This window comes from Herbaspirillum sp. C9C3 (assembly GCF_013359625.1).
Lineage (GTDB): Bacteria > Pseudomonadota > Gammaproteobacteria > Burkholderiales > Burkholderiaceae_D > Herbaspirillum.
In genome coordinates this window covers 150,440-165,437 of the sequence record NZ_JABFMQ010000002.1, presented here as the reverse complement: position 1 = coordinate 165,437, position 14,998 = coordinate 150,440, and the positions used below count along the sequence as shown (strand labels likewise).

General features: G+C 64.2%; 8 protein-coding genes. 5 read left to right on the top strand and 3 right to left on the bottom strand.

Annotation, left to right across the window (positions count from 1 at the left end; all coding sequences use genetic code 11):
• Window positions 1-80: 80 nt before the first annotated feature.
• Window positions 81-3,554, bottom strand: coding sequence for a UvrD-helicase domain-containing protein (locus HNO82_RS02990; RefSeq protein WP_175342700.1), 3,474 nt, complete (start codon window positions 3,552-3,554; stop codon window positions 81-83).
• Complete coding sequence (locus HNO82_RS02985) at window positions 3,551-6,310, bottom strand: PD-(D/E)XK nuclease family protein (RefSeq protein ID WP_175342699.1); 2,760 nt, start codon at window positions 6,308-6,310, stop codon at window positions 3,551-3,553. Before HNO82_RS02985 ends, HNO82_RS02990 begins: the two co-directional genes overlap by 4 nt.
• Before the next feature lie 507 nt (window positions 6,311-6,817).
• On the opposite strand from HNO82_RS02985, the gene trxA reads away from it, so the two are divergent.
• From trxA to HNO82_RS02960, 5 genes are all read left to right on the top strand, one after another.
• Window positions 6,818-7,144 carry a thioredoxin TrxA gene (gene trxA, locus HNO82_RS02980; RefSeq protein ID WP_006462943.1) on the top strand — a complete coding sequence of 109 codons (327 nt, stop codon included), beginning with the start codon at window positions 6,818-6,820 and terminating at the stop codon, window positions 7,142-7,144.
• A gap of 131 nt (window positions 7,145-7,275) precedes the next feature.
• Window positions 7,276-8,538 (top strand): transcription termination factor Rho, encoded by a 1,263-nt coding sequence (rho, locus tag HNO82_RS02975; protein WP_008325783.1) that lies wholly within the window; start codon window positions 7,276-7,278, stop codon window positions 8,536-8,538.
• 277 nt (window positions 8,539-8,815) lie between these two features.
• Window positions 8,816-9,085, top strand: a complete 270-nt coding sequence (locus tag HNO82_RS02970; protein WP_008325780.1) for a type B 50S ribosomal protein L31 — start codon at window positions 8,816-8,818, stop codon at window positions 9,083-9,085.
• Window positions 9,086-9,326: 241 nt separating this feature from the next.
• Complete coding sequence (locus HNO82_RS02965; RefSeq protein WP_175342698.1) at window positions 9,327-11,051, top strand: ArnT family glycosyltransferase; 1,725 nt, start codon at window positions 9,327-9,329, stop codon at window positions 11,049-11,051.
• Window positions 11,052-11,068: 17 nt separating this feature from the next.
• Window positions 11,069-12,460: an MATE family efflux transporter gene (locus tag HNO82_RS02960; protein ID WP_008325776.1), complete on the top strand. Its 1,392-nt coding sequence runs from the start codon at window positions 11,069-11,071 to the stop codon at window positions 12,458-12,460.
• Here the strand turns inward: HNO82_RS02960 and HNO82_RS02955 are convergent.
• Entirely contained in the window at window positions 12,450-14,552 is a 2,103-nt protein-coding gene (locus HNO82_RS02955; RefSeq protein ID WP_175342697.1) for a putative bifunctional diguanylate cyclase/phosphodiesterase, read from the bottom strand. The two genes, HNO82_RS02960 and HNO82_RS02955, sit on opposite strands and share 11 nt — an antisense overlap.
• Between the last annotated feature and the right edge of the window lie 446 nt (window positions 14,553-14,998).

Genomic DNA, 14,998 nt, shown 5'->3' with positions numbered 1-14,998 from the left:
TGATTTCCTGATTTGATAGTTATTGAATTTCTGGAAGTTATCCGAAGCGCATTGAGAAGATGAATGTAGTTGGGGGAGCCTCAATATTCCATCAGTGCGCCATCGGCGGTAATCAGCGCAGACCTGATTCGCTTGTCGGAAAAGACTGACATGAGCGCGCTGCGGTAACGGGCCAGCTGCGCGGCATAATCGGCGCGTTCGCTGTCGAGCAGGCGACGCTTGTAATCGAGCACCCAGACTTCGTCATCGAACATGACCACGCGATCGAGCCGCATCACCCCCGCTGGCGCGACGATCTCCATCTCATTGCGTGCCCAGCGATGCAGCGCCGGATTGAAGAAGCGCTCCAGCTGCGGCTGCGCCAGCACCACGCGCGCCTGCGCATGCACCACCTGTGCCATCTGCGCAGAGATGCCCAGCCAGCGCACCAGCGCGGACGACGACGGCAGCTGCAGCGGCCATGCACTGCCATGCGTGAGCCGCTCCAGCAGCGCATGCAGGGCCACGCCTTCATCGATGGCCTCGGTGCTGACCAGCGTGCCATCGGCATCGACCTCGGGCAGCGCCTCTTCATCGTCCTGCGCTGCGCCAAACAGCGACATCGGCACCGGTTCGGGATCGAACAGCGCCAGCGAGAATTGCTCCTCGATGGCGGCGGCATCGGCGCCGTGAACGGCCTCCCCGCTGATCTCGCGCACCGGCGCATCGCTGGCGAAAAGACGCTGGTACCAGCTGCCTTCCACCACGCCACCCTCGCCCGCACCGCGCGTGCCGGCCACGCCTGAGACCAGCAGCAACTGCTTGGCGCGCGTGACGGCAACGTAGAGCAGATTCCAGTCTTCCTGTGTCTTCAGGCTTTCCTCTTCCTCGAACAGCGGGGCGCGCGCAGCGCCGCGCTCGCTGCGTCGGCCGAAGGCAGAGAAGTGGGTCGGTGCATCCCGGTCTTGCGGCCAGGCGCAGAGGATGCCGAGATTGTCTTCCATCCCGTCACTGTGATTGGCGTCGAGAATGGCCACCACCGGCGCTTCCAGCCCCTTGGCGCTGTGCACCGTGAGAATGCGCACCGCATCGGCGCTGGCGTCGACGCTGGCCTCGTCGGGCGCATCACCGCCCGAGCTGCGCTGCAGGAGCCGCAAGGCATCGATGAACTTGGGCAGGCTGGGATAGCGTCCGGCATCCATGTTCAGCGACAACTCGACGAAGGCCGCGATATTGCCCAGCGTCTGGTTGCGCGTGAGCGGCGAGGCATGCTGCGCATAGCGCGCCACCAGTTCGCCCTGATGCAGGATCATGTCCAGCAGGTCATGCACCGGCAGGTGCGGTGCGGCCTGCAGCCAGCGCCGCAGCAGGGTCACGGCGCGCACCAGGGCGGCCGGAGCCGCGCCTTGATCCTGCATCTCCTGCAGATGCTGCCACCAGTGGCCACTCTCGGAATGCGCCACCCGGCGGGCGATCTGCACCAGCTCATCGTCGGCGGCCCCGATGATCGGGCTCTTGAGAACATGGGCCAGCGCCCGCGTATCGTTGGGGGTGATGAGGAAGGTCAGCAGCGCAATCAGGTCGGCGATCTCCAGCGATTCGAGCAGACCGCCGCGCTTGTCGGAAATGAAGGGAATCCCGGCGGCGCGCAAGGCGCTCTCATAGGCGGCCAGGTGCGTACGCTTGCGCACCAGCAGCATGATGTCGCCCCAGCGCATCGGCCGAGTACCCCGGCCTTCGGCCACCGGCACTTCGCGACAGGCTTTGAGCAAGGCCTGCGCCAGCGCCTGTCCTTCCAGCAGGCGGCGGGCATCGTCTTGCTCACCGCGTGGCGTGGTCAGCGGATTGCGCCAGGGGATGATGTCTTCAGCGTTTTCCGTGGCCTCGTGGGAAGCCGATTCGTCGGCGGTTTCAGGCGCATTGACGTTTTCTGCATCATCATCCTGACGCGCCAGCGGAAGCCGCCACACCTCGCCCCCGGCAAGGCCCAGCGTGGTCTGCTGCGCAAACAGCGGATTGCCACCCATGACGAATGAACGATTCAGTACATCGACCACGGCCGAGGCATTGCGGCGCGTCTGGTTGGCGCGCAGGATGGCTGCGCCCTGCGCCCCCAGCATCTCGCGCGCGGCGACGAACACGCGCGGTTCGGCACGGCGGAAGCGGTAGATGGACTGCTTGGGATCGCCCACCACGAACACGCTGGGCTGAGCCGCATCATCGCCATAGGCATCCAGCCAGCTGCGCACGATGCACCATTGCAGCGGATTGGTATCCTGGAATTCATCCAGCAGGATGTGCTTGTAGCGCGCATCCAGCCGGGTCTGCAGATAGGCCGCGCTGGCCTCGTTGCGCAGCAGGCGGTAGGCCTGCCATTCGAGGTCGGCAAAGTCCAGCGCGCGCTGTTCGGACTTCACTTCCTGGTAGCAGGCCAGGTAGGCGCGGCCTGCCGTGAAGAGGGCGCGGTTGAGTTGCAGTACGGCCTTTTCCTTGCTGCGTCCCTGCAACTTGCGCAGTTCGTTGCCAACTGCATTGAACTCCTCTTCAAAGGCCGCCAGCGCAGCCTCCTCGCCGGTGCCGAAGTGCTGCGCCAGTGCGGCCAGCAGGGACTTGGCCTTGCCGTTCTTGCGCGGCTTGTCCTTGTCGTCGACGAACTGGTTGCAGAGCGCATCGAAGTTGTCCAGCGCGGCACCCGCCGTCAAGGCCGATTCGATGGCCACCGCACGGTCCTTGTTGGGCTTGCCGCCCTGCCCCAGCAGGAGGGCGATCTGGCTGGCACGCGCTACCAGCGCGGGATCATCCCACAGCGACAGGCGCGCATCACGCTGCGCATCGTCGCCGCACAGGGCTTCCAGCCAGCGCAGGGGCGCAGGTATCGCAGCGCCGTCCTCCCCCTCTTCAACGTCGTCCTGGGTAGCGGCCCACCATTCGGCACGCTTGTCGATGAAGGCATCGAGCAACTGGCGTGCATTGAAATCGCCGGCCAGTTCATAGAGTTCCAGCAACGCCGCCTTGATGGGGGCGCCCTCGGGATCGCGCAGCTGCTGCATGAAGCGACGGTAGGCTTCGTCCAGCAGTTCGCCATTCTTTTCGGTCAGGGTATAGCCGTGGGGCACCCCCGAGGCCAAAGGTGCAATCTGCAACAAACGCGCGAACCAGCTATGGAAGGTATCGATGGACAGGCTCTGTTCTGAGGCGAGGATGCGCTCGTAGAGTCCACGCGCGATCGGCAGCAGCCGCGGCAGATCGGGTTCGGCCACGCCGCGCTCGCGCAACAGGGTAGCGGCCTGCGTGTCATCGGCCAGGGCCAGTTCATGGAGCAGTTCGAGCAGGCGCTCGCGCATTTCCTGGGCGGCCTTGCGGGTGAAGGTGATGGCCAGCAGTTCCGGCGCCTGCGCACCGGAGAGCAGCAAGCGCAACATGCGCGCCACCAGCAGCCAGGTCTTGCCGCTGCCGGCGCAGGCTTCCACCACGACCGAATGGCGCGGATCGCAGGCTGCGCGCGTGAAGACGGCAGCCTCCACCGCCTGACCATTGACCTCGTAGGCGGCGGCTTGCTTGTCGGCGGCGCTCACAGCCACGCTCCCTTGCGGCACAGGCCACGCATCTCGCAATACTGGCAGACCGATTCGATGCCGTTGGCCGGCAGGGCTGCGCCGTGGGCGACGGCGTGCATGGTGGTGGTGATCTGTTGCTGGAGCATCTTCTGTTGGCGTACGAAATCAGGGGCGGCGGCATCGCCGGTTTTCTTGTCGGGGCCGAGTTCAAGGGCGACGTAGTGTGCGTGTTCCACCCTGCCACCGGCGAGCAGGCCGTAGAAGGCCAGCTGATGGTCGTCCTCTTCCTTGACCTTCTGCCGGAGCTGGCCGACGGGACGGGTCTTGTAGTCGAGCACGGCGCGCTCGCCATCGGCATTGCGATCCACGCGGTCGAGGCGCCCGACCAATTCGATACCGCCGTCTTCCCACTGCAGGGCGTGTGATTGCGCTTCTTCACCGAAGGCAAAATGCCAGCCCTCGGCTTCGCGCTCATTGGCCCACAGGAGATAGGCCGGCATCACCTTCTGCCAGCGCGCATGGAAGGCCAGCGCCGCCGGATGGCGCTGCATCTCGCGCTGGAACACCTCCTCGGAAAACTGCGCCAGCAGCGGCGCGCGGGCTGGCAGCGGGGTGGCGTTATCGCGCAGGTGGGCGTGATAACGATAAAGAATTTCGTGCAGCCAGCTGCCGTAGTCGCGCTTCTCTGGCATGTCCGACAACTCATCCATCACCGCCACGCGCAGCATGCGTTGCGCGAAGAATTGATAGGGGCACGCCAGAAAACTGCCGAAGCCGCTGGCCGACAAGGACGTCGGCAACAGATCCGGTGCGCTCGGCATGGGCATGGATGAGACTACGGCACGCAATGGCTTCACCGGTGGCGGCAGCGTCACGCGTTCCAGTGCCGCGGCGCCCTGCTGCGCCAGCTTCAGTTCGAGGCGCTGGATCCACGGGCTGACCGGATTGGGTTCGCCCTCCTGATGAGTCTGCCAGCACAGCACCACCTCCGGATTCACGCACAGCAATTCGGTGAGATCGCGCAATTGCTGACGCTGGCGCGTGGCCCGCGTGGCCAGGTTCAGCTCGCGCCGTACGGCATTGGAGAAGAACAGGGTTTCCTGCGGAGGTGAAGGTAAATGCGCGGCATCGGCACCGATCACCAGTACCGCCTCGAAACGCCGCAGCCGCGCGCCGTTCAGCGGCAGCATCACGACGCGCCGGTCCTTGATCGGCGGCATGAAGGAAGTGGCATCCAGGCGCAGGTTGAGCAGCGCGCGCCATTCGGCGAAGCTGAACGTATCGCTCAGGCCACCTTGTTCGGCGGCGATCTCGTCGAGCATCAGCAGGCATTGCTCCCCCGCGCCATCGGCGCGCAGCGCGGCGTCCATGCCCAGCGCCTGGCACAGGCCGCGTTGCGTCTCGCACCATTGCGCCAGCGTCTTGCGACCACCGAAGCGCGCGGCCTGCCTGGCCAGCGTCATGATGCAGGCCAGCTCATCCTCACGCCCTGTCTCGGCGAAGGCCGATTGCAGCGCCTGCCAGTCACCGGCGATATTGGTACGGCGCAGGCGCGCCTCGATGCGCATGACGCGGTCGGTGCGGTCGGCATCGTCGGGGAAGACGAAGGGCGATTTCAGCAAGTCCAGCAGTGCATTGGTTTCGCCCCGGGCCGAGACCAGGTCGTTCCAGGCCGCCAGGGCGGCGGCGGCGCGGGTGGTGGAGAGCTTCCAGCCGGTCTCGTCGGCCACGGACACTTCGGCGCGCTCCAGCAGGGCGCGCAGGCGACGTGCGGTGACGCGATCCTGGGCCACGATGGCGATGTCGGTCTTGCCCTGCTGCAGCCAGCGCAACACGATCTGTGCGCTTTGCACGGCGGCGTTCTCCAGATCCGCGGCGGGGCACAGTCGCGGTAGCGCGATGGACGGTGCAGTGGCAGCGGCGGGCGCGCCGGGCTCCGGCGCGATGGTGTCATCGTCCTGCACCAGTTCTTCCCAGGCCGACAGATACAAGGGATGCCGTGGTGCGATGGCTGCGCGACGCCAGTCCAGCGTGACGATGCGCACCGGCTGGCGCTGCGCATAGGCTGCGAGGAAGGCCGCATCCAGCGGCTCCGGCTCGGTCGGGCTGACCCATACCAGTGGCAGGCTGGCCTGCTCGGCCAGGGCCAGCATCGCATCGAAGCGCTGCACGATGCGGTCCTGGGCATCGAGCTGGGTCTTCCAGACCTGCCACACCAGCGCCGCTTCATCGGAGAGCATGCCGTGCGCCGAAGGCGCCAGCGGTTCCAGCAATTGCGCCAGGGCCTGGGTCCAGCGGCCCACGGCGGCGTCTTCGCCATCAGCATTGGCGCGGATCTCCGGCAGCAATGCCAGGGTCAGCTCATCGGACAGGGACAGCAGCGTATGCGCCAGCGGCAGCAGATCGGCGTTGCGACGGGCGGAAAACATTTTCTTGAGCCAGCCATGCTCGCGCAATTGCGCGTAGAGCTGCATGAGTCGCTCGCTCTCGGAGGGCGGCGTACGCTCGCCCGGCGGCTGCATCGCCAACAGGCCCGAGAGCGTATTGATGCGCGGGGCGATATAGGGACGACGCAGTTCGCGGGCCAGGGCCGCCTTGAAATTCTGGGCGTGGGAAAACGCCGGCACCATCAACTGCACGCCCGAGAAATCCAGCGTTCCGGCTGTCTGGGCCTGCAACGCCTGGCCCAGCGGCTGGCCCTCGCGCAGCAGCGCACGCACGGCCTGTTGCCAGAAATCGGGAGTGGGCGGGATCGGTACGGTAGCAAGCAGCATGCGTTCTCTGTTCTCTGGATTCGGTGAGGGCTGGTGAGGATAGCGCGGACGCCCTGCCAAGGCGCCACGAGAGGTGGCACAAGAGCAGGGATGGCCGGCACGGCCATTGTATTTTTCTCTTGCTCCAACAGATTTTTTCAATCGCCTGCGCGCAGCCGCTGTTGCGCATTGTATGCCAGCCAGCCCCGGAGCGGCCCTTGCGCCGGGCTCCGTGCCTGCGGGCAAAGCCGCGCCGGTACTCGGTTGGCGCCGAAGCAGTCGCAATGAGGACGGGTGACAACAAGCCCTGGCCTGCGCGTCTACACTTTCCCTGAAAATGGGTTATGATTGCCCCTGTACCCCGCCGCTTACCTCTGCCGCGCTTCAATTACAACTTGAATCGGCGCGCAACGACTCCACGTAGACCTAGCAACTCCGGAAGCGTTGATGGCTCACGCCAGGCCTGATGGTATGTGTCCACGGCGCTGATTGACTAATTACACCACTGCCTCATCTCGAGGAAATGCCATGAGCGAACATATCAAACATATTACTGACGCCTCCTTCGAAGCCGATGTGCTGAAGTCCGACAAGCCCGTGCTGGTTGATTTCTGGGCCGAATGGTGCGGTCCCTGCAAGGCCATCGCCCCGATCCTGGAAGAAGTCGCCAAGGAATACGACGGCAAGCTGCAGATCGCCAAGCTGGACGTGGATTCCAACCAGGCCATCCCGGCCAAGTTCGGCATTCGCGGCATCCCGACCCTCATCCTGTTCAAGAACGGCGCAGCCGCTGCCCAGAAGGTCGGCGCACTGGCCAAGGGTCAGCTGGTCTCGTTCATCGACAGCAACATCTGATTCTGATGTAACATCCGACGGCGGCGCGCTCGCGCTGCCGTCCGCCCGGCACAGGACGCCCGGCTTTATCCTAGATCCACACCACGCAATTCCCTCCCCCACCTTTACTTATCCCGTCCCGGGACACTCATATGCACTTATCAGAACTAAAAGCGATGCACGTCTCTGCCTTGCTGGAAATGGCCATCAGCCTGGACATCGAGAATGCTGCGCGCCTGCGCAAACAGGAGCTGATGTTTGCCATCCTGAAGAAGCGCGCAAAATCAGGAGAACAGATTTTTGGCGATGGCGCCCTCGAAGTGTTGCCTGACGGCTTCGGCTTCCTGCGCTCGCCCGACGCCAGCTACATGGCGTCCACCGACGACATCTACATCTCGCCTTCGCAGATCCGTCGTTTCAACCTGCACACCGGCGACTCCATCGAAGGTGAAGTGCGCACGCCCAAGGATGGCGAGCGCTATTTCGCCCTGGTCAAGGTCGACAAGGTCAACGGCGAACCGCCGGAAGCCTCCAAGCACCGCATCCTGTTTGAAAACCTCACGCCCCTGCATCCCAACAAGCTCTTGCAGCTGGAGCGCGACATGCGCGGCGAGGAAAACATCACCGGCCGCATCATCGACCTGATCGCCCCGGTCGGCCGCGGCCAGCGCGGCCTGCTGGTGGCCTCGCCCAAGTCGGGCAAGTCGGTGATGCTGCAACACATCGCCCACGCCATCACCACCAATCATCCGGACACCGTGATGATCGTGCTGCTCATCGACGAACGTCCTGAAGAAGTGACCGAAATGCAGCGCTCGGTGCGCGGCGAAGTGGTCGCCTCCACCTTCGACGAACCGGCCACGCGTCACGTGCAGGTCGCCGAGATGGTGCTGGAAAAGGCCAAGCGCCTGGTGGAAATGAAGAAGGACGTGGTCATCCTGCTGGACTCGATCACCCGTCTGGCACGCGCCTACAACACCGTGATCCCGGCCTCCGGCAAGGTGCTCACCGGCGGTGTGGATGCCAACGCGCTGCAACGCCCGAAGCGTTTCTTCGGCGCGGCACGTAACGTCGAAGAAGGCGGCTCGCTGACCATCATCGCCACCGCTCTGATCGAAACCGGTTCGCGCATGGATGACGTGATCTACGAAGAATTCAAGGGCACCGGCAACATGGAAGTGCACCTGGAACGTCGCCTGGCCGAGAAGCGTGTCTACCCCGCCATCAACCTCTCCAAGTCCGGCACCCGCCGCGAAGAGCTGTTGATCAAGCCGGACCAGCTGCAAAAGATCTGGGTGCTGCGCAAGCTCATGTACGACATGGATGAAATCGAGGCGATGGAATTCATCCTCGACAAGATGAAGTCCACCAAGAACAACGCCGAGTTCTTCGACATGATGCGCCGGGGCAACTAAGTTCATCAAAGCAACTAAGTCCTTGGCAGTATCGGAAAACGGCATGTCCCTCACCGGACATGCCGTTTTTCATTGCCCGATGGGAAACAAGCGGGGCGCGTTTTCATCTGAAATACCACGCCGCACCGGCCCGGGCGCTTGCCCGCCTTGACCCAAGCCCCTGATTCCACTGTATAATTTCGGACTTTTCCAAACCGGCAAGTGATCATCAATCGGGTCAAGAAGCAGGGCGACCGACGAAGTGGCGATTGGCTACCAAACTACTCTTGAGGCAATCATGAAAGAAGGCATCCACCCGGATTACCGCGAAGTCCTGTTCCACGACATGTCGAACGACTTCAAGTTCATCACCCGCTCGACCATCGGCACCCGCGAAACCGCCGAGTTCGAAGGCAAGCAATATCCCCTGGTGAAGATCGAAGTGTCCTCCGAATCGCACCCGTTCTACACCGGCAAGCACAAGATCGTCGACACCGCTGGCCGCGTCGAGAAGTTCCGCCAGAAGTTCGGTTCCGTCGGTTCGAAGACTGCGGTCTCGAAGGCGTAATCTGTACTTCCCTCAAAAAAGGCAGCTCCGGCTGCCTTTTTTGTTTGGATCTTCGGTGGTGCCCAGGCCGCGCCTGCACCACGATGTAGCAGACAGAAACAACTTTTTACCGGGTTTTCCTGCACAATAGGGCCTGCTAAAAAAACACCAGCCGCCGAACACAACGGCGACCGCGCGGCCCAGGCCCTCCGGCCAGCGCATCACCCAACACGCAGCACAGAACAAGAGCAACAAGATCTTGATGAAGCCAGTCCGTCTTCCCGCCGCCGCGACCAATGCGCTTCCGCGCATGGTCCTGCTTGCGCTTGCCCTCCTCTACATCCTGCCCGGCCTGATCGGCCGCGATCCGTGGAAGAACGAGGACGCCACCAGCTTCGGCATCATGTGGACCATGGCCCACGGCACGCTGACCGACTGGCTCACCCCCAACGTGGCCGGCCTGCCGCTGCCGGCCGAAAGCCCGCTGGCCTACTGGTTTGGTGCAATCTGCATCAAACTCTTCGGCTGGCTGCTGGGCGACCCGCTGGCCGCGCGCATCTCGGTGGTGGGCTGCTTCCTGGTCGGCTCCATGTCGATCTGGTACACCACCTACCTGCTGGGTCGCCGCGCCGAAGCACAGCCCTTGAAGCTGGCCTTCGGCGGCCAGCCCGAGCCCAAGGACTTCGGCCGTACCCTGGCCGATGGCGCCTTCCTGATCTATCTCGGTTTCCTCGGCCTGCTGCTGCACAGCCACGAGACCAGTCCCAAGACCCTGCAGATCGCGCTGGTGGCCTATGCCATGTTCGGCGCGGCGCGTGTGTTCGATGCCGGCAAGTGGCGTCACGGCATGTGGCTGGGCCTGGCGCTGGGCATGCTGGTGCTGACCTATGGCTGGCTGCTGCCGGCTGGGGTGCTCATCGCGCTGGTGCTGCTGGCGCTCCTGCGCAAGGACGGCCGCGCCATGAGCCGCTTGCTGTTGCTGGCACTGCCGCTGGCCCTGCTCATCAGCGCGGTATGGGTGGTGGCCTTGCAGCACCTTATCCCGGCCGAAGCGGCCAGCCAGTTCGAACTGTGGATGAGCTGGAACATCTACCAGCTCAATCGTCCGACGCTGTCCACCCTGGCCTTCCTCGGCAAGTACGGCGTCTGGTTCGCCTGGCCCGCCTGGCCTTTCGCCGGCTGGGCGCTGTACGCCTGGCGACGTCAGCTGGGTTCGCTGCACATCGCCTTGCCATTGGCCTTCCTGATCCCCATCACGCTGCTGGTGCTCATCAACGTGCATCGTGAAGAAGGCATGCTGCTGCCGCTGCTGCCGGCACTGGCGATCCTGGCCGCCTTCGGCCTGCCGACCATGAAGCGCGGCGCCATCAATGCGGTGGACTGGTTCTCGGTAATGACGCTGACCACCTCGGCCGCCTTCATCTGGATCGGCTGGATCGCCAAGGAAACCGGCTGGCCGGCGCAGATCGCCCGCAATGCCTACAAGCTGGCCCCCGGCTTCAAACCCGGCTTCACCTGGATTTCCCTGGCCATAGCCGTGGCCGCCACCATCGCCTGGATCGTCGTGGTGCACTGGCGCATCTCGCGCCGTCCTTCGGTACTGTGGCGCGCGGTCGTGCTGTCCTCGGGCGGCGTGATCCTGTGCTGGGTACTGCTGATGACACTGTGGCTACCCTGGGTCAACTATGGCAAGAGCTATGCAGGCGTGGCCGAACAGATCGAATCGAAACTGGGCTCGGTCAAGCAATGCGTACAGACCAATGTCGGTCCGGCCCAGCGCGCTTCCTTCGCCTACTTCGGCAACGTGCGCTTTGCCGACGAGCGCGACCAGAGCTGCGACTACCTGCTGCTGCAGGATGACATCAGCAACCAGGATGCCTCGCTCATGCTGCGCCAGTACCCTGGCAACTGGCGCATGCTCTGGGAAGGCCGCCGGCCCTCCGACCGCGACGAGCGCTTCCGCCTGTATCGCCGCGCCGGTCGCTGATCGGGGACCATCGCCGCGTGACCACTGAACTGCCCGCCCTCTCCTCCCGCCATCACGTCGGCCGCATCGCGCGGCTGGCCTGGCCACTGCTGATCGGGCAGCTGGCCATCATCGCCAATGGCGTCATCGATACCGCCATGGTCTCGCGCTTTTCGGCCCTGGACCTGGGCGCGCTGGCACTGGGCGTGTCGATCTACGTGAGCGTCTTCGTCGGCCTGTCGGGCGTATTGCAGGCGCTGCAGCCCACCATCGGCCAGCTCTTCGGCGCCGGTCGCACGGGCGAGATCGGCCACGAGGTCAAGCAGGGCCTGTGGCTGGCCGTACTGCTGTCCATCGTGGGCTCCCTGATCCTGATGTTCTCGCCGCTCTTCCTGGCGCTGGCCAAGGCTTCGCCGGAACTGGTGGAAAAGGCCACGCTGTACCTGCGCATCGAAGCACTGGCGCTGCCGGCCACGCTGTTCTTCCGCGTCTATTCCTCGCTCAATACGGCACTGGCACGGCCCAAGATGGTGATGGCCCTGCAACTGGGCGGACTGCTGCTGAAGCTCCCGCTCAATGCCCTGCTCATCTTCGGCGGCCTGGGACTGCCGGCCTTCGGCGGCCCAGGCTGCGCCATCGCCACCACCCTCATCGCCTGGCTGATGATGATCGCGGCCTGGATGCTGGTCGCCCGCCTGCCCCTGTATCGTCCGCTCAAGCTGTTTGGCAGCGGTTTCGTCGCGCCCTCCTGGAAAAGCCAGCGCACCCTGCTGCGACTGGGCATTCCGATCGGCATGTCCTATTTCATCGAGGTCACCGCCTTCACCTTGATGGCGGTGTTCATCGCGCGCCTCGGTGCTGTCCCGGTGGCCGGACATCAGATCACGGCCAATGTCGGCACGGTGCTCTACATGCTGCCGCTGTCCATTGCCAGCGCCACCGGCACGCTGGTGGCGCAAGCCATCGGCGGCGGCAACATGCCTGAGGCCAGAAAGATCGGCCGTGCCGGCATACGCCTGGCGGTGTCGCTGTCGGTGGTCATCGGCGTGATCGTCTGGTTCCTGCGGGGGCATATCATTCGCGCCTATACGCCGGACCCGGTCATCGTCAGTGCGGCACTGCCGCTGTTCCTCTACATCGCTTTCTACCAGCTGTTCGATTCCATGCAGGTGACCACGGCCTTCGTGCTGCGTGCCTACAAGGTGGCGGTGGTGCCCACCGTCATCTACGCGGTCACGCTGTGGGGGGTGGGTCTGGGCGGCGGTTATCTGCTGGGACTCGATCCGCTGGGCGTGACACCGTCGGCCCTGCGCGGTCCGGCCGGATTCTGGCTGGCCAACAGTGTCAGTCTCGGCCTGGTGGGTGCAGGACTGCTGGCCTATCTGCGGGTCATACAGCGCCGCGCGCAACGCGGCGAACTCAGCGTTTGATCACGCTGCCGGCCGCAAACAGATCGTCATTGCTGGCATTGACCAGTCCGGGCACGCTCAAGGGCTCATCCGGTCGCCCCAGCAGGAAGCCCTGCACCTGATCACAATGCAGCAGCTGCAGTTCGCGCAACTGCCCTTCGGTCTCCACCCCTTCGGCCACCACTTCCATCTGCAGGGCATGTGCCAGCGCGATGATGGCGGCCACGATGGCGCGTCCGGAGTGGTCCTCCAGGTCCAGGCGCGAGGTAAAGAAACGATCGATCTTGACCTGCCGGCAGTGGAACTGCGCCAGATAGGCCAGGCTGGAATAGCCGGTGCCGAAGTCATCGATGGCAATGTCGAAGCCCAGTGACTGCAGCTCGCGCACCACCCGCGTGGTGCGCTCCACATCCTTCATGGCGGCCGTTTCCGTGATCTCGAACATGAGCCGCTGCGGCGCGATGCCGGCTGCGCTGACCACCTCGACGATGCTGTCCACCAGATCGCTGCGCATCTGCAGCGGCGACAGGTTCATGGCCACCTTGACCGGCTTCATCCCGGCCGCATCCCAGCAGGCGATCTGCCTGCACACCGCCTGCAGCACCCAGTCGCCGATGCTGAGGATCTGGCCCGAACGCTCGGCGATGGGAATGAATTCGGACGGCGCCATCTCGCCCAGTTCAGGATGATGCCAGCGCAGCAGGGCTTCCAGCCCGGTCAGTTCCTTGCCGGCGCCACGATATTTGGGCTGGAAATGCAGGCGGAACTGCTGGCCGTCGATGGCCTGCTGCAGTGCCTGCCGCACCTGCAGATGGCGCATGGCACTGGCGTGCATGGCTGGTTCGAAGAAGCGATAGGTATTGCGACCGCTCTGCTTGGCCTCGTACATGGCGGCGTCAGCATTCTTCATCAGGGCATCGACCGACTCCCCACTGTTGGGATAGACGGCAATGCCGATGCTGGAGGTCACGCGCAGGGTCGCGTCCTCGATCTGGAAATCCTGGCGCAATACGGCCAGGATGTTTTCCGACAACTGCTCCACCACCTCGGGCGTGGAGAGATTGCTCATCACCACCACGAACTCGTCGCCACCAATGCGCGCCACCATGTCCTCGCCCCGGATGCAGGCGCGGATACGTTGCGCCACGGCCACCAGCAGGCCATCCCCGACGGCATGGCCGAGCGAATCGTTGATGGCCTTGAAGCCATCGAGATCCATGAACAGCACCGCGAACGGCCTGCCATTGCGGCGCGCCACCTCTACCGCATGCTGGATGCGGTCCGCCAGCAAAGCCCGGTTGGGCAGGCCGGTGAGTACATCATGGGTGGCAAAGTGCAGCAGCTTGTCATTGGTGCGACCGACGATCTTCTTCAAGACCTGGTTGCGCTGCACGCCGCTGACCACCAGCGCCAGCGCCATGGCCAGGAAGGCCAGGAACACCAGGCCATTGACCAGATGCTCACGCGTGATGCCTTCTCCGGCCAGGCCCTGCGTCTGCGGGTCGATGCGCAGAGCACGCAGCCCGGCCACCGCCGCCGACACCACTCCGGCACCCACCAGCAAGGCGGCCAGCACGCGACGAGCCTGCTGCGAGTTGAGCGAACCGGTCATGGGCTTGCGTCCGTTGCTGGCCGAAAAGAGCGTGACGATGAACACCGCCAGCACCTCCGATACCACCAGCGCCAGGATCAGCAGGTGCGTGTCGTACAGCACGGGCGGCACCAGCGTCATGGAGCGCAGCGCAATGTGGAAGGCAGCATTGAAGGCTGCGCCGATGGCCAACCCGCCGATCACCAGGCGGGTGGAATGGGGGCGCCGCATGCCCGTCAGGTGCATCAGGTAAAAGGCGCTGGCCAGGCACAGCAACAGGGCCAGCACCACCATGCGCGCATCGAAACCAATGCGCACGGGGGTGTCCAGCGAGGCCACGGTCAGCAGCATGGCGCCCCACACGCCCATGCCGAACACGACCGCCCCTACCGAGAGCCATAGCCGGCGACGCTGGGCTTCCTGCAGCACGATGCGCTCGGAGACCTCCAAGGCCGCATAGGACGACAGGCTGGCGACCAGCAAGGCGAAGGCCAACAGCAGGAAATGAAAGGAAGCTGACATCGTCGGACCTGGCTCGGGTGCGCACCTTCCACGCGGGCGATCGCTGGGAGCCCGCAGGACAGCACGCCTGCTCGGTATCGCGGCCGTTCCGTCCCGGCGCACCCACGCTGCCGACATGGCGTAGCGGGCTGCAGGACGTCAGTCGATCGCCGTGGCATCTCCACGGGTCGCCGCGTTCCATCCCGCAATGGAGCTGGCCGCATCGCGTGCGGCAGGAAACCATGCCACTGACGCGACGCCACAGGCGTCATTGCGGGAACATCAAAAAGTTACGTAACAAAAACGTACCACAAGGATGCTGCTGACTTCTTTGATTTGTTCGATTAGTTGCAACCAGCCTGCTGCTCGTGTGACTGTCCGGAAAGTTTTCGGACCTTGCTGCCCCCCCAAAAGGGTGGACCGAATTATCTAACAAAATTCCATCCCCGTGGAATGGGAAAGATATC